At 70.4% G+C, this 22,340-nt stretch carries 22 protein-coding genes; 10 read left to right on the top strand and 12 right to left on the bottom strand.

The window, feature by feature from the left end:
* The first annotated feature begins 259 nt into the window (after positions 1–259).
* Positions 260–1,453 carry an LCP family protein gene (locus ACIA8K_RS34085; protein ID WP_396066850.1) on the top strand — a complete coding sequence of 398 codons (1,194 nt, stop codon included), beginning with the start codon at positions 260–262 and terminating at the stop codon, positions 1,451–1,453.
* Here the strand turns inward: ACIA8K_RS34085 and ACIA8K_RS34080 are convergent.
* From ACIA8K_RS34080 to ACIA8K_RS34060, 5 genes are all read right to left on the bottom strand, one after another.
* Positions 1,386–2,390 (bottom strand): DUF418 domain-containing protein, encoded by a 1,005-nt coding sequence (locus ACIA8K_RS34080; RefSeq protein ID WP_396066848.1) that lies wholly within the window; start codon positions 2,388–2,390, stop codon positions 1,386–1,388. The two genes, ACIA8K_RS34085 and ACIA8K_RS34080, sit on opposite strands and share 68 nt — an antisense overlap.
* A 108-nt stretch (positions 2,391–2,498) precedes the next feature.
* A complete protein-coding gene (locus tag ACIA8K_RS34075; protein ID WP_396066846.1) occupies positions 2,499–3,137 on the bottom strand; it encodes a response regulator in 639 nt (212 codons plus the stop codon).
* A gap of 4 nt (positions 3,138–3,141) precedes the next feature.
* Entirely contained in the window at positions 3,142–4,509 is a 1,368-nt protein-coding gene (locus ACIA8K_RS34070) for a sensor histidine kinase (RefSeq protein ID WP_396066844.1), read from the bottom strand.
* Between the two features lie 488 nt (positions 4,510–4,997).
* Positions 4,998–5,600, bottom strand: coding sequence for a DNA-binding response regulator (locus ACIA8K_RS34065; RefSeq protein ID WP_396066842.1), 603 nt, complete (start codon positions 5,598–5,600; stop codon positions 4,998–5,000).
* A complete protein-coding gene (locus ACIA8K_RS34060) occupies positions 5,597–6,727 on the bottom strand; it encodes a sensor histidine kinase (protein WP_396066840.1) in 1,131 nt (376 codons plus the stop codon). The genes ACIA8K_RS34065 and ACIA8K_RS34060 overlap by 4 nt, the downstream gene beginning before the upstream one ends.
* A 110-nt stretch (positions 6,728–6,837) precedes the next feature.
* On the opposite strand from ACIA8K_RS34060, the gene ACIA8K_RS34055 reads away from it, so the two are divergent.
* The 3 genes from ACIA8K_RS34055 (at position 6,838) to ACIA8K_RS34045 (ending at position 9,325) form a co-directional block, all read left to right on the top strand.
* Positions 6,838–7,701, top strand: coding sequence for an ABC transporter ATP-binding protein (locus ACIA8K_RS34055; protein WP_396066838.1), 864 nt, complete (start codon positions 6,838–6,840; stop codon positions 7,699–7,701).
* A complete protein-coding gene (locus tag ACIA8K_RS34050) occupies positions 7,701–8,420 on the top strand; it encodes an ABC transporter permease (RefSeq protein WP_396066836.1) in 720 nt (239 codons plus the stop codon). Before ACIA8K_RS34055 ends, ACIA8K_RS34050 begins: the two co-directional genes overlap by 1 nt.
* An 89-nt stretch (positions 8,421–8,509) precedes the next feature.
* The gene (locus ACIA8K_RS34045; protein ID WP_396066834.1) at positions 8,510–9,325 is read left to right on the top strand and encodes a cyclase family protein; all 816 of its coding nucleotides are present in this window, start codon (positions 8,510–8,512) and stop codon (positions 9,323–9,325) included.
* Here the strand turns inward: ACIA8K_RS34045 and ACIA8K_RS34040 are convergent.
* Positions 9,322–11,256, bottom strand: coding sequence for a hypothetical protein (locus tag ACIA8K_RS34040; protein ID WP_396066832.1), 1,935 nt, complete (start codon positions 11,254–11,256; stop codon positions 9,322–9,324). The genes ACIA8K_RS34045 and ACIA8K_RS34040 overlap by 4 nt on opposite strands.
* A 385-nt stretch (positions 11,257–11,641) precedes the next feature.
* Between ACIA8K_RS34040 and ACIA8K_RS34035 the strand changes: the two genes are divergently transcribed.
* Together ACIA8K_RS34035 and ACIA8K_RS34030 are read left to right on the top strand one after the other, a co-directional pair.
* Positions 11,642–12,067 (top strand): hypothetical protein, encoded by a 426-nt coding sequence (locus ACIA8K_RS34035; protein ID WP_396066830.1) that lies wholly within the window; start codon positions 11,642–11,644, stop codon positions 12,065–12,067.
* The gene (locus ACIA8K_RS34030; RefSeq protein WP_396066828.1) at positions 12,064–13,233 is read left to right on the top strand and encodes a zinc-dependent alcohol dehydrogenase; all 1,170 of its coding nucleotides are present in this window, start codon (positions 12,064–12,066) and stop codon (positions 13,231–13,233) included. The genes ACIA8K_RS34035 and ACIA8K_RS34030 overlap by 4 nt, the downstream gene beginning before the upstream one ends.
* 37 nt (positions 13,234–13,270) lie before the next feature.
* Here the strand turns inward: ACIA8K_RS34030 and ACIA8K_RS34025 are convergent, their stop codons facing one another.
* Both ACIA8K_RS34025 and ACIA8K_RS34020 read right to left on the bottom strand, forming a co-directional pair.
* Complete coding sequence (locus ACIA8K_RS34025) at positions 13,271–14,686, bottom strand: diguanylate cyclase domain-containing protein (RefSeq protein ID WP_396066826.1); 1,416 nt, start codon at positions 14,684–14,686, stop codon at positions 13,271–13,273.
* A gap of 31 nt (positions 14,687–14,717) precedes the next feature.
* Positions 14,718–15,503, bottom strand: a complete 786-nt coding sequence (locus tag ACIA8K_RS34020) for an SDR family oxidoreductase (RefSeq protein WP_396066824.1) — start codon at positions 15,501–15,503, stop codon at positions 14,718–14,720.
* Positions 15,504–15,675: 172 nt separating this feature from the next.
* Here ACIA8K_RS34020 and ACIA8K_RS34015 point away from each other — a divergent pair, with 172 nt between their 5' ends.
* Positions 15,676–16,062 (top strand): winged helix-turn-helix transcriptional regulator, encoded by a 387-nt coding sequence (locus ACIA8K_RS34015; protein ID WP_396066822.1) that lies wholly within the window; start codon positions 15,676–15,678, stop codon positions 16,060–16,062.
* Positions 16,063–16,205: 143 nt separating this feature from the next.
* On the opposite strand, the gene ACIA8K_RS34010 is transcribed toward ACIA8K_RS34015, so the two are convergent.
* Together ACIA8K_RS34010 and ctaD are read right to left on the bottom strand one after the other, a co-directional pair.
* A complete protein-coding gene (locus ACIA8K_RS34010) occupies positions 16,206–16,613 on the bottom strand; it encodes a Rid family hydrolase (RefSeq protein WP_396066820.1) in 408 nt (135 codons plus the stop codon).
* 532 nt (positions 16,614–17,145) lie between these two features.
* Positions 17,146–18,882, bottom strand: coding sequence for a cytochrome c oxidase subunit I (gene ctaD / locus ACIA8K_RS34005; RefSeq protein ID WP_396066818.1), 1,737 nt, complete (start codon positions 18,880–18,882; stop codon positions 17,146–17,148).
* A gap of 222 nt (positions 18,883–19,104) precedes the next feature.
* On the opposite strand from ctaD, the gene ACIA8K_RS34000 reads away from it, so the two are divergent.
* Positions 19,105–19,680 carry a manganese catalase family protein gene (locus ACIA8K_RS34000; protein WP_396066816.1) on the top strand — a complete coding sequence of 192 codons (576 nt, stop codon included), beginning with the start codon at positions 19,105–19,107 and terminating at the stop codon, positions 19,678–19,680.
* A gap of 58 nt (positions 19,681–19,738) precedes the next feature.
* On the opposite strand, the gene ACIA8K_RS33995 is transcribed toward ACIA8K_RS34000, so the two are convergent.
* Both ACIA8K_RS33995 and ACIA8K_RS33990 read right to left on the bottom strand, forming a co-directional pair.
* Positions 19,739–20,446 (bottom strand): SDR family oxidoreductase, encoded by a 708-nt coding sequence (locus ACIA8K_RS33995; RefSeq protein ID WP_396066814.1) that lies wholly within the window; start codon positions 20,444–20,446, stop codon positions 19,739–19,741.
* Positions 20,447–20,481: 35 nt separating this feature from the next.
* On the bottom strand, positions 20,482–21,069 hold the full coding sequence (locus tag ACIA8K_RS33990) for an NADPH-dependent F420 reductase (RefSeq protein ID WP_396066812.1): 588 nt from the start codon (positions 21,067–21,069) through the stop codon (positions 20,482–20,484).
* Positions 21,070–21,155: 86 nt separating this feature from the next.
* On the opposite strand from ACIA8K_RS33990, the gene ACIA8K_RS33985 reads away from it, so the two are divergent.
* Complete coding sequence (locus ACIA8K_RS33985; RefSeq protein WP_396066810.1) at positions 21,156–21,626, top strand: MarR family winged helix-turn-helix transcriptional regulator; 471 nt, start codon at positions 21,156–21,158, stop codon at positions 21,624–21,626.
* A gap of 60 nt (positions 21,627–21,686) precedes the next feature.
* On the top strand, positions 21,687–22,340 hold the full coding sequence (locus ACIA8K_RS33980) for a HEAT repeat domain-containing protein (protein ID WP_396066808.1): 654 nt from the start codon (positions 21,687–21,689) through the stop codon (positions 22,338–22,340).

Here is a 22,340-nt window from a genome sequence, read left to right as displayed (position 1 = left end):
TCGATGGCTCCACGCCCACATCCAGCACTGCCCGGTAAACGGCATATGCCCGTGTCGCACCGAATCAGCGCCCATTCCCTGCTGAGATCACCTCACTGAATCGCGGTTTGGTCGGAAGAATTGGCGAATGCGGCAGCCGCGGGTGTGAGCTGCGTCGCTTTAGTGGTCCTCGTAGGCTCGTGAGGGCTTTTACCGGGGTCTAGAGGGAAACACCAGTACACGTCGGCCTGAACATGGGCGGCAGAGGAGAGGTTTCGCGGTGGCGACCGAGCGTCGGAAGTGGCCGGTGTGGGCGCGGATCGTGCTCGTTCTCGCCGTGGTGATTGTGGTGGTGAGCGGGGGCGTGGCGGTCGGCGCGCACGTGCTGGTCAGCAAGGCAACGGATTCGATCACGCAGACCACGCTGCTCGAGGGTGAGGCCAGCGCGGCCGAGGGCCCGCAGGGCAACAACATCGAGGGCGCGGTCAACCTGCTGCTCGTCGGCATCGATGCGCGCGGCGAGAACGGCGGGAGCGACGGTGACTCGGTCCGATCGGACACGATCATTATCCTGCACATCCCGGAGACGCACGACAAGGCCTACCTGATCTCGCTGCCGCGTGACTGGCTCGTCGACATCCCGGCCTACCAGAAGAACGGCTTCCCGGGGATCAGCGACAAGATCAACACCGCTTTCTCCGCCGGGTACGACGGTGAGGGCACCCACCTGGAGAAGCTCGGCCGGGGCATGGACCTGCTGTCCACCACGATCAACAAGGCGACCGGAATCAAGTTCAACGGCGCCGCGATCATCGACTTCAACGGGTTCTCAAGCGTCATCCACGCGCTCGGCGGCGTCGACATGTGCGTCGACCAGGAGGCCGAGTCCGCGCACCTGGGCGTGGACAAGGACGGCAAGCTGGTGCAGGGCTGGTACTCGGAGTGGAGCGGCATCCAGCTCCAGCAGGGCGTCACGCCGTTCGTGCACAAGGTCGGGTGCCGGAAGATGACCGCGACCGAGGCGCTTGACTACTCACGCATCCGCAAGAGCCTTCCGAACGGCGACTACGACAGGCAGCGCCACCAGCAGCAGCTGATCAAGGCGATCGTCAAGCAGGCGACCTCGACCGGCGTGCTCACCGACCCCGGCAAGCTGAACCAGCTGATCGGCGCCGCGGGCGACGCGTTCATCCTGGACACCCGCGGCACGCCGATCATCGACTACATCTTCACGTTGCGGGGCGTCGCGGCCAACGACATGACGCTGCTCAAGACGAACTCCGGCGTGGTCAACACCCGCATCATCAACAACACCTACTTCGAAGACCTGAACCCGCTGTCGCTCGAAATGATCAAGGCCGCCCAGGGGGGTACGCTCGGCGCGTTCCTGACCGCGCACCCCGAGTTCATCGCGCCGTCGGAAGGGGATCCGGCGACGGCGTCCCCCGCGGCGTCTCCGCCCGCGGGACAGTGAGCCAGGTGGCGTACCGCCAGAGCCACTCGGCCGGGCCGTACCGGTGGCGGGCCAGCCAGTAGTGACTGCACACGGCCTGCGCGGCGAGGACCGCGCAGGCCAGCAGCACCATCCGGCCGTAGTGCGCGGAATGCGTCAGGCCGATCAACGGGCCGGCCACGGCCGCGATCAGCGTGGCGGTCAGATAGTTCGTCAACGCCATCCGGCCCAGCGGAGCCAGCACGCGCTGCACCGCCGCCCCCGCACGCGTCCGCAGGAACAGCAGCAGCCCGGTGCCATAGGCGATCGCGCCGAGCAGGCCCGCGACCGTGACCGCAACCTCGTCGGCCGGCGCGGCGTGCTGCCAGATCGTTGCCGGAACCACGCCTGCCACCGACAGGCCGCACAGGACCGCGATCGACGTGCGGCGCTGCGCGAGCGTGTCGATCACGCCGTAGCGGACCGCGGCCAGGCCGATCAGGAACAGGCCCGGGATCAGCAGGGTTCCGCCGCCGGCAAGCACCCCGCCGGCCAGCGCGAGCACGGCCAGCGCGAGCAGCACCGGGCGCGGCAGCCAGGACGCGGGCAGCAGGATGACGATCCCGACGATGGCGTACGGCAGCAGCGCCTCGCCCGAATGCAGCTGCAGGTGCGCCAGGCCGAACAGCCCGAGCACGACCAGGCGGCGCAGCAGCACCACCCTGGGATGCCGGGTGCGGGTCGCGGCCGAGTCGAGGAACAGCGCGAAGCTCACGCCGAACAGGAAACTGAAGATCGGGAAGAACCGGCCGTGCACGGTCAGCTCCAGCAGCCGGGCGGCGGGCGCGTCGTACGTCATCCGCACCGTGATGATCTGCCACGGGATGTTGACAAGCAGGATGCCGCAGAGCGCGAAGCCCCGCAGCGCGTCGAGCGCATCGACCCGAGCCCGGGCCGGCGCGGCGGTGGTGGTCGTCATGCGGTCGAGCGTTCCCGATCGGCGTTCCGTCGACCTCCGTCCGCAGGCTGCGGAACGGTCGGCACGATGACGAGATTCCGCTGCCTACCGATCGGCCGAAAGTCGTAGTCAGTCCCCCGCAAGCCCGGAACGCCAGGCCCAGGACGCCACCTCAACCCGGTTGCGGACGCCGAGCTTGGCCCGCGCGGCGGCGAGATGGGTGCGAACCGTGGTGGCGGCCACGAACAGCTCCGCCGCGATCTCATGGTTGGTGAGGCCGCGCGCGACCGCACGGACGACCTCGCGCTCCCGATCGGTCAGGTCCACCGCGGCCGGCGCCGGCCCGCCCTGCCGGAAGTGCCGCAGCAGACGGACCGTGATCTGCGGCGCGACCAGCGCGTCGCCGCGGACCGCAGCGTGCACGGCCTCGATCAGCAGCGCGGCGCCGCAGTCCTTGAGCAGGAAGCCGGAGGCGCCGTGGCGGAGGGCGGCGTCGACGTATTCATCGACGTCGAACATGGTGATCACGACGACCGGGATCGGGCCGGTGACGTCGGGCCCGGCCAGCAGGCGGGTGACCTCGATGCCGTCCAGGCCGGGCATGCGCACGTCGAGCACGCACACGTCCGGGCGCAGTCGTCGCGCCTCGGCGAGCGCGGTACGGCCGTCCGCGACCTCGGCAACGACTGTGATGTCCGGCTGCGCCTCGAGGATCATCCGGAAGCCGGCCCGGATGAGCTCCTGGTCGTCGGCGATCAGGACACGCATGCGCTCACCGGGTCTCGATCTCGCCGAGCGTGGGCATCCCGGCATCGCCAAGCGGTGGCGTCACGGCCGCACTGCGCGCGGGCAACTCGCCAACGCCGTGCGCGGATGCGTCATCCGATCCGCGCGCAAGCGCGTCGGTATCACCGAACGGGGATGTGCCGTCCCCGCCTCCACGGGGCATCCCCGCCTCACCGTGCGTGGACGCGCCGGGGATACCGCGCGCCGGCGCCTCGGCTTCTCCGTGCGCGACGGGCAGATAGGCGGCGACCTCCCAGCCGCCGCCGTCGGTGCGGCCGGCGGAGAGGGTGCCGCCGAGAAGGTCGGCGCGTTCGCGCATGCCGATCAGGCCGAAGCCGCCGCCGACGGTCACTGGTGCTGCGCCGGGGCGGCCGTCGTCGCGTACCCTCACGGCGATTTTTCCGTTTTCATTGGTTAGCGTCACTGCGATCTGGGTTGCGCCGGAGGCGTGCCGGCGGGCGTTCGTGACCGACTCCTGGACCAGGCGGAGCACTGACGTAGCGAGCGCGGCCGGGACGGGGTCGATGATGCCGAGCCGCACCGGAGTGCCGGGCGTGGCGGCCAGCGCGTGCAGCGAGGTCGTGAGGTCCTCGGCCCGCACGCGGGTGCCGGCGTCGGCGTCCGCGTCCCGGAGCGTGGCTACCATGCGGCGCATCGAGGTGAGCGCGTCCGCGCCCGCGCGCTCGATCACCGGCAGCACGCGGGCGGCGGCACCGGCGTCGGCCGTTGCCACCGCCTGGGCGGCCTGGGCCTGGACCACCATGCCGCCGATGTGGTGCGCCACCACGTCGTGCAGCTCCCGGGCCAGCGCGATCCGCTCACGGTGTTGCGCCGCGGCCACCGCCTCCTCGGTGCGGCGGAGTCGTTCCCGGTCCCGGCCGCGCAGGTACCAGCCGGCGGTGATCGCGAACATCAGCAGGAATGCGTCGGTGAAGAACACCTCGCCGGCCGGCGTCGTGGCGTCCAGGTCGGGCCGCAGCACGGCGGCGACAAGGATCGCGGCGATCTGTATGCAGACCAGCCCGGCGGCCCTGACCGGCGGCAGGATGCGGACCACGGCCGCGACCACGATCATCAGCGCGGCCGTCTCGCTGGCCAGCAGCGGCAGCCCGGCCACCACGAACGCGCCGGCCACCCACAGCAACGCCGACGACAGCACCACGACCGCGGCCGCGGCGAGCGCTGCGGCGGTCACCCGGAGCGGCGCGAGGACCGCGAGCACGCCGAGGAGCAGCATGCCCGGCACCGCCCACAGCTGGCCGGTGAACGAGATGCCGCGCGACGATTCCAGGTCGCCCGCGAGCAGCACGGCAAGCAGGAATGCCAGCGGCCACTGCCCACGCAACGAGATCACGCCGACACAATAGGCCCTTCATCGAACAGGTCCCGAAGCGCGAAGTCGATCATCGGTGGTGAGGGGGCGAGCGCGGCCCGGCGCGGTTCACGCTCACACCGCGTTTGTCATCCTAGGAGGCTAGTCTCATTTCGCCGCCGCTGCTCCGACGGCGCCACCGGAAATATCTCCATAAAGCGTCGCTGGCCGAGGTCCATGCCACTGAGCAGCCACTCAGTGGCACAAAAGATAGATCCACATCGCTAGTTGACCTATCTTTTGTACCACTGATTGATTACTTAGCGCCGCAGAGCGGAGCAGCAGGAGCGGCTGCGGCCGAAGAGCGCGCCGCGGGGCGGGGCGGCGCGAGCAGGGCGGGACAGCGCGGCGCGAGCAGGGCGGGACGGCGCGAGCTGTTGCGACCGGAGCATGGACCGCCTGGCGGCGCGAAAGTCAGCGGAACCCGGCGCGAGCTGTCGCGCCGGACGAAGGACCGCGGCGCGGTCGGGTCAGAGCCAGTCGTGTTCGCGGGCGTAGCGGGCGGCCTCATGGCGGGTCTGGGTCTGCGTCTTCTGCATGGCGCTGGAGAGGTAGTTGCGGACGGTCCCGGGCGCGAGGTGCAGGCGGGCCGCGATGTCGACCACGGAATAGCCCTCCCCGGTGACGCGGAGCGCATCGAGTTCGCGGTCGGTGAGGGGGCAGTCGTCGATGACCGCGAGCGCGGAGACGTCGGGGTCGATCCAGCGGCGGCCGCCGTGCAGCGCGGCGATGACGGCGGCGATGTGGGCGGGCTCGGCCGACTTGGTGACGAAGCCCTGGACGCCGAGTTTCAGCGCCTTGCGCAGCACGCCGGGGCGCGCGTGGCGGGTCAACATCAAGATCACTTGCGCGGGGAGGGTACGCCGGATCCGCGCGACCGCGCCGAGACCGTCCGTGCCGGGCATCTCCAGGTCGATGACGAGCACGTCCGGCCGGTGGAGGAGCGTGGCGTCGACGGCGGTGTCGCCGTCCTCGGCCTCGGCGAGCACCGTGATGTCGCCTTCCATCGGCAGCAGCGCGGCCATCGCCTTGCGCAGCAGCACCTCGTCGTCCGCGAGTACCACTGTGGTCATCGGTTCTCCTCCGGGACGGGGGAACGCCCTTCCGGTGCGGTGGCGGCGGTGCTGAACCGGCCGCCGGACTGTGCGACGGTCAGTGCGCCGCCCTCGTCCGCCAGGCGTTGCCGCAGCGTGGACAGGCCGCGCAGCTCCGGGCCGCCGGACACCGGCCGCGCGCCGTCGTTGACGATGGTGATGCCCGCGCCGGTGAGCGTGATGTGCACCTCGGTCGCCTGCGCGTGCCGGAGGATGTTCGTGGTGGTCTCGCGCAGCACCTGGCTGAGCAGTTCGTGCGCGATGCCGCCGTCCGGGGAGGCGCGGTCGACGTGCACCCGGATGCCTGCGGCCTCGAAGAGGTTCTTGGCGTTCTCCAGCTCTGCGGAGAGGTTGAGGCGGCGTTGCGCGTACGCCAGCTCCTTGGTCTGTGTGATCGTGTCGCTGACCAGCGCGTGGATCTCCCGCAGTTCCGCGGCGGCCCGGTCCGGGTCGGTGTGCACGAGCTTCTGGGCGAGCGTCACCTTCAGCTTCACCACGTGCAGCGTGTGGCCCTGGATGTCGTGCAGGTCGCCGGCGAACCGGACCCGCTCGCGCGTCACGGCCAGCTCCGCCTCCCGGTCGCGGCCCTCCTCGAGCTCCCGGACCACGTCGTAGAAGCCCTTGTTCGGGAACATGAACCCGGTCATCACGGCGGTGACGCCCACGGGCAGCACGAGGTACGGGATGAGCAGGTCGCCCGCGTCCCAGGGCGCGACCAGCAGGCGCAGCGCGCCGGCCAGCCCGACGTAGCCGATCAGCGCGGCCGCGGCCGTGATCCGGAACCGGGGCGCCTGGGGCACCGCGTGCGCGCCCACGATGGCGAGCCCGTAGTAGGCGTTGGGGGCGTCCAGCCAGAGCACGCCGAGCGGCCAGACAAGCGCGGTGACGATCAGGCACGGCACGAGGACCCGGTCGAAGTCGTGCGCGGCCCACCGTTCGAACGCGAGCAGCGCGACAAGCAGGTTGGCCGTCAGGATCAGCGCCTGCCACCAGGTGTCCGCGTCCGTGGCCACCAGCAGCGCGCCGGCGGCGAGCAGGATCGGGACGCCGGTGGTGAGGTTGAGGCCGCGCAGCTGCTGTTGCGCGTCCGTCCGGCCGGTTCTCATCCACCGAGTATTTCCGCTTGTCGCGACGGCCGGCAGTGACACCACGTCATGACCTTGTGGTGACGTGACGGCACTGCCCGGCGGCCGGCGTACGGGCTGGAATCGACGGCATGGTCATTGAAGTCGACACGCTCAACGTGACATACGGCGATTTCCACGCCGTCAAGGATCTGTCCTTTCAGGTGTCCAAGGGCGAGCTGTACGCGCTGCTCGGCACGAACGGCGCCGGCAAGACCACCACGCTCGAGGTGGTGGAGGGACACCGGCTGCCGACCTCCGGCGAGGTGCGGGTGTTCGGCGGGAGCCCGCGGGATCGGCGTGCCGTCCGGCCGCGGACCGGCATCATGCTTCAGGAAAGCGGCTTCTCCCCCGATCTGACGGTGGCGGAGTCGGTGCGGCTGATCGGCGGGCTCACCCGGCGCGAGGACACGGTCGCCCGCGTGCTCGACCTAGTGGAGCTCACCCGCAAGTCCGGCACTCTCGTCTCCCAGTTGTCCGGCGGTGAGAAGCGGCGGCTGGACTTCGCCACCGCGGTCTGGGGCGCGCCGGAGCTGATCTTCCTGGACGAGCCGACCACCGGGCTGGACATCTCGTCCCGGGACGACCTGTGGGCGGCCGTGGACCGGCTGCGCGAGGACGGCTCGACGATCGTGCTCACCACGCACTACCTGGAGGAGGCGCAGCAGCGGGCGGACCGGATCGGCCTGATGCACCGGGGCGTGTTCCACCGGGAGGGGACGGTCGCGGAGCTGACCCGCACGCTGCCGTCCTTCATCAGGTTCTCGGCGGAGGTGGAGCCTCCGCTGCCTGCGACGAAGGAACACGACGGCCGGTGGCTGGCCCACAGCACCGACCTGCCCAAGGACCTCTATCACCTGCTCGGCTGGGCGCACGACAACCGCATCGCGCTGGACGGCCTGGAGGCAGGCCCGACCCGGCTCGACGACATCTTCCGAGACCTGAGGGACAACTGATGCTCTCCATCGCACGCCACGAGCTGATCCAGATCTTCCGCAACCGGCTCGTACTCGTCACCAGCATGATCATGCCGGCCGCGGTCAGTGCGTTCTTCGTCTACCGGCACGAGGTGTTCGCCGCGCTCGGCAGCATCGGGTACATCGCGGCAGTGGTGCTGTTCACGATCAGCGCGGTCGGCCTGTACGCAAGCACTGTCACCACGCTGGCCTCGCGCCGGCAGAACCTGTTCCTGAAGCGGCTGCGCTCCACCACGGCCGGGGACGCCGGCATCCTGGCCGGGCTGATGCTTCCGGCCACTGTCATCGCGGTCGTACAGATCGCGGTGATCCTGACCGTGCTTGCCGTGGTCGCCGAGGCTCCGGCCAACCCGGCGCTGCTCGTGCTCGCGGTGCTGGCCACCGTGGCGATGATGGTCGGCCTGGCGCTGGCCACGGCCGGCCTGACGAACTCGCCGGAGCACGCGCAGGTCACCACGCTGCCGGTGATCCTCGGCGTGATCGGGATCGCCAGCTGGGTCGGCCTCTCCGGTACGGAGGAGTTGACGCTGCTCAAGCGGCTGCTGCCGGGCGGTGCCGCCACCGAGCTGATCACGCAGGCGTGGAACGGCGGCACCGCGGTCTCCGAGTCGCTGATCCTGCTGGCGCCCACGCTCAGCTGGGTGGTCGTCGCGGTCGCGCTTGCGAGCCGGATGTTCCGCTGGGAGCCGCGCCGCTGAGTGTGAACAGCGTCAACCGACACGCTGAGTGATGCTTGCATGACGGTAGGGCGTGTGGTCGGCTTCCCGTCTAGGAAGGGAGCACCGCCATGTGCACCGAACAGTGCCTGCGTCATGCCGCCGCGCACCCCGTCGTCTCCCGGCGGGGTGCGCTGGCCGGGCTTGCCGGGCTCGTCGCCGCCACTGCGGTCCCGGCACCGGCCTCCGCCCACGCGTCCCGGGTGGTGCGGGACCTGACGCACCCGTTCACCACCACGTTCCCCACGTTCGCGGACGGGGAGGAGGCGCGGCGCGGGCCGTACAAGTCGATCGAGACGGACGGCTACTACATGCAGGAGTGGCGGATCGTCGAGCACACCGGCACGCACGTCGACGCGCCGAACCACTTCGTCACGGGCGGGCGCGCGGTCACCGACCTGACGCCTGAGGAACTTGTGCTGCCGGCCATCGTGCTCAGCATCCGGCGGCGGGCCGCACACAACGCGGACGCGGTGCTTGCGGTCGCGGACATCGTGGCGCACGAGCGGAAGTGGGGCCGGATCCCGGCCGGCGCGGCAGTGCTGCTGCACACCGGCTGGGACGAGCGGGCCGGCTCCGCGCGGCGGTACCGCAACCCGGACGGCGCGGGCGTCATGCACTTCCCCGGCTTCAGCGCGGACGCGTGCGAGTGGCTGCTCGCCGAGCGCGGGATCCGGTGTCTCGGCGTGGACACGCTGAGCCTGGACCCGGGCCGGTCCGAGGACTACCCGGTGCATTTCGCGTTGCTCGGCGCGGACCGGTACGGCATCGAGAACCTGCGCGGCCTGGACACGCTGCCCGCCCACGGCGCCACGCTTGTGGTCGGCGTGACGCCGTGGGAGCAGGGCTCCGGCGGCCCGGCACGGGTGCTGGGCCTGAGCGGTTAGGGCAGCGAGCGCGGGCCCGAGCCCTGCTCCAGCGTGTCGATGAACTCGTGCGGGTCGTTCGCCTTGCCGGAAACGCGCGCCGCCTCGGCCTGCGCGCGCATGGCGTCCGCCGCCGTGTTCGGGTCGACGCCGGCCTTCTTCGCGGCCCGGACCACCGCGTTGTACGCCTCCTCCGCGAACGTGTACGCGGCCCGGTACTCGTGGTTCGCGAACGCCTTCTTCGCCAGGCCGAGCGCGAGGTCGGCCGCGTACAGGTCCGCGGTGCCCTTGCGCGCGTTCCGGGAGGCCAGCACGTCCGCGGCAAGTGCGTTCGCGCCCTCGTTGTACGCCGCGGTCAGGAACCGGTCGCTGTTGTCCCTGTCGAACTGGCTGAAGTCCCAATTCACGTCGATGTAGCTCATCATCGAGTTGTTCTCGTCGCCGACCCACGAGAAGAAGAAGTCACCGCTCGCGCCGATGTCCGCGCCGGACTCGCTGTCCCAGCCGTCGTGCGGGTGCGACATGCCGAGGTGGTGGCCGGCCTCGTGGATCTGCGTGGTGGTCAGGCCGTAGCCCGCCGCCACGATGCCCGGTGACAGGAACGAGAAGACGTAGCTCTGCGTGCCGTCCACCCAGTTGTCGTCCGCGTAGCCGAGCGGCGTCCCCGCGTTCTCGTCCGTGTACACGTAGTTGATCAGCGGCAGCTCGTAGTCGACCTTCCCGGCGTCGTCCTTGGTACGCGCGATGAACTCGTCGTTGTAGAGGAACAGGTTCGCCCCCGGCGGCAGCGCCTGGCCCTCGTAGCACGGCTCGCCGGTGACGAACTGACCGGTGAAGCAGGCCGTGTTGCGCGCGTCCCAGGCGATGTCCTGGTTGTCGTAGTCCAGCTTGTTGCGCCAGCGCAGCTCGGACAGCTCCTTCACAAGCAGCTGCGGCTTGATGTACTGCGCGGACGCGTCCACACCCGGCCAGCCCTCGTACGTGTTGCTGTCCAGGTTGATCGTCTTCGGCAGGCCGTTCGCGGTCGGCAGCTCCACCGGGTAGAGCGGCGACGTGGTCATCAGCAGGTCCAGCGCGACGTACCGGGTGAGCTTGGCCAGGTCACCGGCGAGCGCTGCCGGGGACCGGAAACCACCGGCGGTGTACTCCCAGGCGGTCGGCATGCGGTAGTCCGGGTAGTCGTCGCCGTCCACGTCCAGCTGGTCGACGATGTAGTTCGCCATGTTCGCCTCGGGGCCGGCGGACAGGTCGGCGAACCAGACGCGGCGGGTCGCGCCCAGGCCGGTCTCCTCGTCGTCCGCTGTGGTGCCGCCCCAGGCCATCATCTTGCGGCTGTCCCGGTTCGCCCCGAAGTCGAAGCCGGTGTCCGGGTCCGGCTCACCGGTCTTGCTGTAGAGGTGGAACTTGAAGTCGGCCCGCCCGTACCAGTTGATCAGGAAGATCGTGTTGCGCCGGGTGTCGACGCCGCGCGGCGGGTGGAACGCGAGGTACTTCTCCACGCTCGGCCCGTCGATGTAGTTGTTCTCCGTGACGTCCAGGACGTTCTTCTCCTGGGCGTTGTAGGCCTCCTGATAGGCGGTCAGCGGCGCCGGCGTGGCCAGGCTCGACAGCTTCGTGAAGAACGAGTCCTCGTAACCGCGGTCCGCATAGGAGATCTTGTAGTCGTAGGCGTAGGTGATGCCGAGCTTCTCCTGCTCGCCGTACCACTGCCGGGACCGCACCTCCGGCACGTAGGTCTTGGCCAGGCCGCTCGTGAACTGCGCCTGGTTGACCTCCTGCCGGTCGTAGCCGAGGAAGACCACGTTGACCGGGACCTTCTCGACGAGCGTCGGCTGGCTCCCGGGCGCCAGGTGTGTGAACCTCGGAACCGGCGCCGCGGCGCTCGCCGGTGTCGCCGACGCACCGACAATCGCCGCTATGAGCGCTGTGACAAGCGCAGCTTTCCGTGTCATGCGGCTATACGCTTCCACCGGACACGCCATCAGTAAATGCCTTGATGTGAATATCCTCGGATCGACCGCGAACGGCTCCGGCGACACCGCGGTCACGACGCGTCCTCTCCACGACCGCGGACATCCCCCGAGGCACGCATTCCAGGAACACAAAGGACTAAACCCAGAAGATCCTCCCGGGTACGGAGAGGGAGCTGCCGACGTTCCGCATGCGCGACGTCGTGGCCGCGAGCGAACCGGCGTCCGGACGCTGCGCGACGAGGTCTGCTCGCCACTCCCCACCTGAGCAGCAACAGCACGTCGACGGAGGGCGAATCGCGCCGTTTGAGGCGGAACGGCACGGGCATGCGTCCACACCACGACGGCTTCGTCCGGAGGAGGCGGCATGAGAAGGATCGGCATGACGGTCGCGCTGGTGACCGGGGGTGCGGCAGGCATCGCGGCGGCGACCGCGGCGGCCCGGCGGGCACGGCAACGGCAGGGCACCGAGGACCGATGGCACAGCGTCACCATCAACCGGGAGCCGGAGGAGGTCGGCTCGCTGCCCCAGCCCCTGCACGACCTGGGCGAGGCGGTACAGGTACGGGTACGTCCCGCGCCCGGCGGCCGGGGCACTGAGGTCGCCGCGCGCTGCCTGACCTCGGACCGGGAGAGCGTCCGCGCGCTGCGGCTGGCGCTCCGGAAGACGCGGCAGGTCGCCGAGACCGGCGAGGTTCTGCTCCCCGACGCACCGCCGACCACCCGGCGCACACCACTCGGGGCGCCGCTGGCCTATGCGACGCGACACGGACGCGAGGAGGGACGACTGTGAAGGCACTGTGCTGGGAAGGCGTGAACGATCTGGCGGTCCGGGACGTGCCCGACCCGGAGATGCGCAACGAGCAGGACATCATCGTCAAGGTCCGCAAGACCGTGACCTGCGGTTCGGACCTGCACCTGATCGGCGGGTACATCCCGTTCATGAGCCGCGGCGACGTGCTCGGCCATGAGTTCATCGGCGAGGTCGTCGAGGTGGGGCCGAAGGTGCGCAACCACCAGGTCGGCGACCGGGTGGTGGTCAGCTCGTTCGTCTCCTGCGGGAAGTGCTGGTACTGCTCCCAGCAACTCTACTCGCTGTGCGACAACGGCAACACGAACCCGGCTATCACCGAGGGCCTGTGGGGCTTCGCGCCCGGCGGCTGCTACGGCTACTCACACGCGATGGGCGGGTTCGCCGGCAGCCACGCCGAGTACATCCGGGTGCCGTTCGCGGACGTCGGCGCGTTCACCATCCCGGACGAGGTCGACGACCTGCGCGCACTGTTCGCCTCCGACTCCGCGTCCACCGGCTGGATGGGTGCGGACCTCGGCGGCGTACAACCGGGCGACGTCGTGGCCGTCTGGGGCGCGGGCGCGGTCGGGCAGATGGCCGCGCGTGCGTCGGTGCTGCTCGGCGCGGAGCGCGTAATGATCATCGACCGGTTCGACAACCGGCTGGACCAGGCGGCCAAGTTCACCGGCGCGGAACCGCTGAACTACACGCGCGACGACATCGGCTCCGCACTGCTCGAGGCGACCGGCGGGCGCGGTCCCGACGTGTGCATCGAGGCGGTCGGCATGGAGGCGCACCGGCCCGGCCCGCAACACGCCTACGACCAGGTCAAGCAGCAGCTCCGACTGCAGACTGACCGGCCGTCAGCGGTCCGGGAGGCGATCTACCAGGCTCGCAAGGGCGGCAGCGTGTTCGTGCTCGGCGTGTACGCCGGGTTCGTCGACAAGTTCCCGCTCGGCGCGCTGATGAACAAGGGCCTGACCGTCCGCGGCGCGCAGATGCACGGCCAGCGCTACATCCCGATGCTGCTTGAGCGGATGGCGCGGGGCGAGCTGGTCACCGAGTACCTGGCCACCCATGTCATGCCGCTCGCCCGTGGCCCGGAGGGCTACCGCATGTTCAAGGACAAGGAGGACGGCTGCGTGCGGGCCGTCTTCGAGCCCTGACCGGCGCCGTGTCCGCCCGCGTCGGCTGATCCGCGGGTCAGCCGGCGCGGACGCGGCCCCGCCCGTCCGCCTTCGCGGCGTACATGGCGGTGTCGGCGCGTTTGATCTCGGTGTCCGGGTCCGCGTGGTGAGGGGCGGAGATGACGCCGACGCTGGCACCGACCGTCACCGGGCCGGTGCCGGTGAGGATCGGTTCGGCGACCACCGCGACGATGCGGGCGGCGATCGCGGCGGCCTGATCGTCCCCGGTGCCGGGCAGGATGACCGCGAACTCGTCGCCGCCCAGCCGGGCCACCAGGTCGCCGGAGCGCACGACGCCCCGGATCCGGCCGGCGACCGTCTCGAGGACGGCGTCCCCGACCTCGTGCCCGCCGGTGTCGTTGACCGTCTTGAAGCCGTCCAGGTCGACGTAGAGCAGCGCGGTCGGGCCGTCGGCCAGCGCGCGCTGCCAGCGGGTGTGGAAGAGGCGGCGGTTGGCCAGGCCGGTCAGCTGGTCGGTGCAGGCCTGTGACTCGGCGGTGTCGAGTGCCACGGCGAGCAGCTCCACGACACCCTGCAACCGGGCCATGACAAGCAGGAACAGCACCACGCAGCCGGCTACCACGATCGGCACGTCGAGCGGGCCGCCGCGCAGCCATTCGATTGTCAGCACCAGCGGCGCGGTCAGGCTTGCGGCGCCGAGCGCGATCAGGCGGCGGCGTCCGATGATCGCCCCGGCGGTGGTGGGTGCGACCGGCTGAGAGACCGCGGCCATCGTCGGGTGCAGGGCGGCGGCACCGAGCAGCGCGTTCGTGACGAGCCAGCCGGTGTCGAGCACACCGCCGATCTGGTACGCCCCGTTCAGCTCCTGCATCGAGTAGACGACGTCGGTGACCAGCAGCACGCCGATCGCGGAGGTCAGCAGGTGGTACGCGGGCGGGTGCCGGCCGGGCCCGAGCGTGAGCCGGACCAGCAGGGCCAGCGCGAGCAGGTCGAAGACCGGGTAGGACAGCGACACGACCCGGCCGAGCATGGACAGGTCCGCCACCTGTGCGGTCGGCCCGATCACGTACAGCCAGGCCAGCATCGCGGCACCCGTGGAGAGGATCGAGGCATCAAGAAGCACGGCCAGGTCGTACCGGGCGCGGCGGGCGCGCACGAAGCCGATCAGCGCGGCGATCACCAGCACGTTGCTGGCGATGTAGAACGCGTCCGCGAGCGACGGGAACACGTCTCGCTGATAGAAGTAGGTCTGCATCCAGTAGGCGATGTCACCGGTGGCGAACAGCACCACCTTGGCGGCCATCGCGTACCACGGCCAGCGGGTCGCGGGCCGATTGCGGCGCACCCCGGCGATGATCGCGCACACCACGACGACCTGGAAGAGCGCGCCGTAGGCGGCCTGCGCGGGCAGCACCAGGTATCCGCCGACGGCGACGACGCTCAGCCCGAGATACCACCGCCAGATCGCCACCACACCACGCATATCGGCCGGGCGGGGCCGGTCATGAACGCCAATCGTCGCTTTCCAGGTGCGAGCCGGCCTGAGGGCCCATCAGAAGCATGCCGCCGTCGACGGTCCAGGACGCGCCTGTGACGTAGGAGCCGGCCGGGCCGGCAAGCGTGGCCACGACCGCGGCGACCTCGTGCGCGGCGCCGGGCCGACCGAGCGGCACGCCCGGGCGCCGGATGCCGTGCGGGTCCTGATCCTCCTGGCCGGTCATCGGCGTGGCGATCTCGCCGGGTGCGACCGAGTTGACGGTGATGCCGTGCGCGCCGAGCTCCTGGGCCATCACCTTGGTCAGCAGCCCGAGCCCGCCCTTGGCCGCGCAGTACGCGCCCGCGCCGACCCGGGGTGCGGTCTCGTGCACGCTTGTGATGTTGATGATGCGCCCGCCGCGCCCGGCCGCGATCATCCGCCGGGCCGCGCGCTGGGCGCAGAGGAACGGCCCGTCCAGGTCGACCGCGAGCACCCGGCGCCAATCCTGGTAGGAGGTGTCGATCACCGGCGTGCTGATGCCGGTGCCGGCGCAGTTGACGAGCACGTCGAGCCCGCCGAGCGCGTCCGCGAGCTCGTCGACCACCTCGGCGGCCCCGGGCAGCTCGGTGAGGTCCAGCGGCCGGATCTCGGCGCGCCGCCCCGCGGCCCGTACCTCCTCGGCGGTCTGTTCCGCCTTCTCCCGGTCCCGGTGGACGGTGATGCCGATGTCGAAGCCGGCCTCCGCCAGCACCACCGCCGTCGCCCGGCCGATGCCCGACTCCGAGCCCGTGATGATTGCCACTCCCGTCATGGTCGGGGGCATACCCGGCGCCGAAACAGGTAAACGGCGCGTTGCAAGGGTTCATACGCGCGGGAAGGAGACAGCCTCATGGCAGGGACGAGGAGCTGGCGGGCGTCGTCGGCGCCGATGGCGCGCACCGCTACCTGGCGCGGCCGGGGCGCCGCCTCTTTACAGTGGGCGGATGGGAACCAGGCAAGAGATCAGCACGCTGCCGCCCGAGGCGGACCTGGCCCGGGCCGACTCGCTGGCCCGGGAGATCTTCTCGGACATCGCCAACAAGTGGGCGTTCCTGATCATCGAGTTCCTCGGCCAGCGCACGATGCGCTTCAGCGAACTCCGTGACGAGGTCGGCGGCATCAGCCACAAGATGCTCACCCAGAACCTGCGCCTCCTGGAGCGCAACGGCCTGATCGAGCGCACCGTCCACCCGACCGTCCCACCCCGCGTGGACTACGCCCTCACCGCCGCCGGCCAGGCGCTGCGCGGGGTGGTCGACGGCATGTGCGGCTGGACCCAGACCTACCTGCGTCACATCGAGGCGTCCCGCACCCGGTACGACGCCCCCTGACGGCGACCCACCTGACATTCGATCTTCCCGCTCTGCGGGTGGTCCGGCCCGCATGCTCCCGCGGGCAAACCGGAGCGCCGGGCTCCGCTGGCGCTCCGCACGTCGCTCCGGAGCCGGTTCCGCGGTGGTCCGGGAGAACCCGGCTAGTCGATCATCGCGGTCGCCTCGACCTCGACCAGGTGTTCGGGCACGTCGAGCGCGACGATGCCGAACAGCGAAGCCGGCGCGGCCGGGGTCACGCCGAGCGTGGCGGCGGCGCGGGCGATGCCGTCGAGGAGCAGCGGCATCTTGTCCGGCGTCCAGTCGACCACGTGCACGACAAGCTTCACCACGTCGTCGAAGGTGGCGCCGGCCGCGGCCAGCGCGGTGCCGACGTTGAGGTAGGCCCGCTCGACCTGGGCGGCCAGATCGCCGACGCCGACGTCGTTGCCGTCCTCGTCCCAGGAGACCTGGCCCGCGAGGTGGATCAGTCTGGTCCCGGTCGCGATGGAGACCTGCCGATAGACGGGGATCTCCGGGAGTCCGGCGGGGTTGATCAAGGTGACGGCCATCGGGTTGTGCCCTCTCTTTTGGTTACTCAGGAACCGTAAGAGACCGGGACGTACCAGGGAAGAAGGCACTTTTTCGAAATTGAGGCACCTTTCGGTAACCCTGGCGTGCGCCGCCTGACCCCGGAGGGACAGCGCACGGCCCGGGCGGGCCGGTGCACCGGGAATGCCCTTCGTCAGGAGAGAAGGGAGCACGTGATGAGCACTGCTTTGGCCTGTCGCACCGCGGTCGTCACCGTCTACCTGATCGCGCTGCTGGCCGCTCCGGGCCGGGCCGCCGTCGCACCCGCGATGTTGCTGGGCCTGGTCTGGCTGGCCGGAGCCGTCCGGGACCTCACCCGCACCCGAGCCGCGCACCCGTCCTGTTCTTCGGGACCGGCCTTCCGGAGGACCACTGGCACGACAGCGACGAACGCGCCTCCGTCGATGTCCTGCTGGCCGGCGCCGAAACCCTTGCTCGTCTCTGGGCCTGGGCCGGGGACCAGCGGCCTGACTTCGGTTCCTGACCCGACGACGGCCGGCCGGCCCCGGCGGGTCAGTGGTCGCGGTAGGTCGCGCCGCCGTCCGACTCGGGTGTGGCAGGTGTGGCGCCGCCCTCGGGTGGCCCGCTTATGGACTGGCTCCCGGCCGCCAGCTCCGGGAACTTCGCGTCGAACGCGGGCCGTTCGGAACGGATGCGCGGCATACGGTCGAAGTTGCGCAGCGGCGGCGGGCTGCTCGTGGCCCACTCCAGCGAGTTGCCGTGGCCCCACGGGTCGTCCACGGTGACGAGCCGGCCCGCCCGGTACGAATGCCACACGTTCCACAGGAACGGCAGCACCGAGGCGCCCAGCACGAACGAGCCGAGGGTGGAGAACGTGTTGAGCGCGGTGAAGCCGTCCTGTGCCTGGTAGTCGGCGTACCTGCGGGGCATGCCCTCCGCGCCCAGCCAGTGGTGCACCAGGAACGTGGCGTGGAAGCCGAGGAAGGTGAGCCAGAAGTGAAGCTTGCCGAGCCGTTCGTCGAGCATCCGGCCGAACATCTTCGGGAACCAGAAGTAGACGCCCGCGAACACCGCGAACACGATCGTGCCGAACAGTACGTAATGGAAGTGCGCGACCACGAAGTACGAGTCGTGCACGTGGAAGTCGACGGGCGGGCTGGCCAGCAGCACGCCGGACAGGCCGCCGAACAGGAACGTGACCAGGAACCCGATCGCGAACAGCATCGGCGACTCGAACGTGAGCTGGCCGCGCCACATCGTGCCGATCCAGGCGAAGAACTTCAGGCCGGTCGGTACGGCGATCAGGTAGCTCAGAAAGCTGAAGAACGGCAGCAGCACCTGCCCGGTGGCGAACATGTGGTGCGCCCACACGCTCATTGACAGCCCCGCGATCAGCAGCGTGGCCGCGACAAGTCCCTTGTAGCCGAAGACCGGCTTGCGGCTGAAGACCGGGATGATCTCGGTGATGATGCCGAAGAACGGCAGCGCGATGATGTACACCTCGGGATGGCCGAAGAACCAGAACAGATGCTGCCAGAGCATCGGGCCGCCGGTCTCCGGGGCGTAGACGTGCGCCCCGAGCACCCGGTCCGCGGCGAGCGCCAGCAGGGCCGCGGCCAGGAACGGAAAGACCAGGATCACGAGCAGGCTTGTGACAAGCATGTTCCACGTGAAGATCGGCATCCGGAACATGGTCATGCCTGGTGCGCGGAGCGTCAGGATCGTCGTGATCAGGTTGACCGCGCCGAGGATCGTGCCGAGGCCGGACAGGGCCAGGCCGACGACCCACATGTTCGCCCCGACGCCGGGCGAGTGGGTGCCGTCGGAGAGGGGTGTGTAGGCGGTCCAGCCGTAGTCGGCCGTACCGCCGGGGGTGATGAAGCCACCCATCACGATCAGGCCGCCGAACAGGTACAGCCAGTAGGCGAACGCGTTCAGCCGGGGAAACGCGACGTCCGGCGCGCCGATCTGCAGCGGCACCACGTAGTTGCCGAACGCGAACACCACCGGAGTGGCGAAGAAGAGCAGCATGATCGTGCCGTGCATGGTGAAGAGCTGGTTGTACTGCTCCGGTGACAGGATCTGCATGCCGGGCCGGGCCAGCTCCGCCCTCATGATCAGCGCCATCAGGCCACCGGCCATGAAGAACGCGAACGACGTGACCAGGTAGAGGATCCCGATCTGTTTCGCGTCGGTGGTGCTGAGAAGGCGGCGCAGCGCGGAGCCCCGGGGCGGGCGGCGCACCGGCCATGGCCGGGTGACGATCGGCTTCGGAACGACTGTCGTCACGAAAAACTCCCATTCACCGGCATCAGTGGCGTGGGCGCGTGCCCCGTGCCACCCACCGGTAAACGTCCCTCTTCTGCCCGGAGCGCTGCGGGCCAGGACCAGCCCCCGGCGCGATCGGTGGCCGCGGACGGAGGCACCGGCGGGCCGCGCGGTGGCCCTGCCGGGCCGGAACGCCGGGTAGCCGGTGGAGGACGGCACGACACACCGACCGCGGAGGCTCCGATGTTCAAGCACGTGGACTACCTGCAGTTCCAGGCCAAGCCGGAGAAGCCCGACGCCCTGTTCGCAATGAAGTTGCAGGAGCTCGTCGGCGGCCAGTTCGGCGAGATGACTGTGATGATGCAGTACCTGTGGCAGGGCTGGACGTGCCGTGTCCCCGGCAAGTACAAAGACATGATCATGGACATCGCGACCGAGGAGATCGGCCACGTCGAGATGCTCACCACGATGCTGGCCCGGCTGCTTGAGGGCGCGCCCGCCGAGAAGGCGGTTGCGGCCAACCCGGTGCTGGCCGCCGTGATCGGCGGGATGAACCCGCAGCACGCCATCGCCACCGGCGGCAACGCGCTGCCGCGGGACAGCTGGGCGAACGGCGCGAACCTGATCGACGGCCGGCCGATCGCGCACGTCGCCGCGGCGCCGCTGACCGACGACAAGCCGCTCGGCCCGGCGCCGGACCCCCGCCTGTTCGTCACGTACGACGGCTCGCAGGGTCCCGGCAAGACCGGCGGGGGCGTCGCCGCCCACGCGCAGGGCGTCGCCAACGTGGTCAACAAGATCAAGGGTGCGCTGGACTGAGCCGGCACCGGGGAGCCGGGCGCGCAGACCGCCCGGCTCCCGGCGGCTCCGGACCCGCCTAGGGGTGGCCACCGTCGACGGCCAGGTTGACGCTGTTGACAAGTGTGTTCTCCAGGAGGAACAGGCAGGCGCCGACGATGTCGGCCATGGTGCCGAGGCGCCCGGTCAGGGAGAGCGCGCGGAACCCGCTCACGATCTCCGCCGCGGCCGCGTTTCCCTCCCAGAACGGGCTGTTCTCGATCAGGCCGGGGTGGATCGCGTTGACGCGGACCGGGGACAACTCGACGCTCATCGTGCGGACCAGGCCGGTGACCGCGCCGTTCACCGCGGTCACGGTGGTCGAGCCGGGGTAGGGGTAGTCCTTCGCCACGCCGCCGAACAGCAGCACGGAGGCGTCGGGGCCGAACCGCGGGGCGAGCGCGCTCACCACAGCGGTGTAGCCGACGATCTTCGTGACCGCCAGTTCGCTCGCCTTCGCGATGTCGTACCCCGCTATGGTGTTGCGGTCCCGGACCATGCCGACGATCGCGAGCCGGTCGACGCGCCCGACACCGGCAAGCATCGCGCCGATCTCGGCCGGCCGGGTCAGATCAAGCGGCAGCCCGGTGACAGCTCCCCCGGTCTCCTTCGACAGATCAAGGGCGATCTCCCGGGTACGCTCCGCGTCGCGCCCGGTGATCACCACCTCGGCGCCCCGGCGCGCATAGGCGGCCGCCAGCTCACGGCCGGTCCCCTGTGTCGCCCCGATGAGCACGACTGATGTCATGGTTCCTCTCCTGTTGTTCCGGGCCTCACTCGGCCTTATCCCGCCAGCTCGATGAGGTTGCGAAGCACGAGGGCGTGCGGCGCCTGGATCAGCCGCCCGCCCTCGTCGATCCGGCCCAGCTGCACCGCGGCCAGGCCGAGCGCGCCCACCAGTTCCGCGATGCGGTCGCCGGCCGCGGGCACGTCGGTGGCGATGAAGATGACGCGCCGCCCCACCGCGCTGTCGATCTCGGCGGCCAGGTCCGCGGCCGCGAGGTGGTTGAACGCCTTGACCACGTCCGCACCCGGCAGCTGCTCCGCCGCGTAGTGCGCGGACAGCCGCCCGCGCAGGATCTCCGCCGAGCCGGGCGAGTAGTGCGCGTTCGTCATGTCGACGACCGTCTTGCCGGTCCAGTCCGGCAGCTGCCCGCCGAAGCGCGCCACCGCACCGAACGGCACCGCCATGAAGATGACGTCGCTTGTCAGCGCCGCCTCCATGGTCACCGGGCGGACGCCGGGGCCGATCGGGTCGATCGTCTCCGGCCCGCGGGTGTTGGCGATGTCCACCTCGACGCCCGCCCGGGCGAACAGCCTGGCCAGCGCCGTGCCGATGCTGCCGCTACCGGCGATCGCGTACCGCGTCATGTCGAGTCCTTCGATTTGGTTAACGTGTTAACCAGAAGCTACGCCGCGCCTGGTTCACATGTCAACCACCCGGTACGATTGCGGCCATGACGGAGGCCAGGTGGCTCAATGACCAGGAACAACAGGCCTGGCGCGGCCTCATGGCGATGCAGGACGAGCTCACCGAGTTCATCGAGCGGCGGCTACGCACCCGCTGCGGCCTCTCCAACGCCGACTACCAGGTCCTGGCGCACCTGTCCGAGGCGCCCGGCGGCCGGCTGCGGTCGTTCGCGCTCGGCCGGCTGCTGCGCTGGGAGAAGAGCCGGCTGTCCCAGCACCTGAGCCGCATGCAGACCCGGGGCCTGGTGACCCGCGAGCGCAGCGAGGACGACCAGCGTGGCGCGGTCGTCACCATCACGCCCCGCGGCACCGAGCTGATCACGGCCGCGGCGCCACAGCACGTGGCCGACGTGCGCGCCGCCGTGATCGACCAGCTCACCGAGGTGGAGCTGCGCACGCTCGTCACCATCGGCGACAAGGTCCGCGCCCGGCTGGCCGTCCTCGGCACCGCGGACTGAGCGGCGGGCTTGACCCTGTCACTGTGTCAAGCCGTTGACTTGGCGGCGGAGGTGGTTCCGATGAACCCGCAGGTGAGCGCGCTCGGCGCCGAAAACCCGTCGACCCGGCTGCAGGCCGCCCTGGCCGCCGGCACCCGCCCGGAGCCCGCACTCCTCGACGCGCTCGTCGCCCGGTGCGCGGTCGAGCCGGACTTCTTCGTCCGCGACATGCTCACCTGGGCACTGACCCGGCTCCCCCGCGAGATCACGGTGCCCCGCCTGCGCGCGGAGCTTCTCGCCGCGCCGGCGCAGGCCCGCAGCCAGGCGCTGCACACGCTCTCCAAGATCGGGGACCGGGACGCGTGGCCGGCGGTCACCGACGCGCTGCTTCACGATCGGGACGACGAGGTCGCGCGGGCCGCCTGGCGGGCCGCGGTCGCGCTGGTGCCGCACGGCGAGGAGCAGTCGCTGGCCGTGACGCTGGCGTCGGAACTCGGCCGCGGCGACCGTACCGTGTGGTGGAGTCTGAGTCAGGCGCTGGCTGCGCTCGGCGACGCGGCCGAGCCGGTGCTGTCCCGGGCGACGACCCACCACGACCCGGCGGTACGGGCACACGCGCACGCCACCACCCGCCTGCTGCACGACCCGGACGCCGAGCCCGGCCCCGCGATCGAGGAGGCGAAGCGGATCGTGGCACTCGGCCCGGACTGGAGACCGGAGGAGACGACCGCGTGA

The sequence above is a fragment of the Catenuloplanes sp. NPDC051500 genome (assembly GCF_044454585.1).
In the GTDB taxonomy this organism is placed as follows: domain Bacteria; phylum Actinomycetota; class Actinomycetes; order Mycobacteriales; family Micromonosporaceae; genus Catenuloplanes.
Note: the sequence above shows the minus strand (reverse complement) of the source record. Positions and strands in the feature narration are given on the sequence as shown.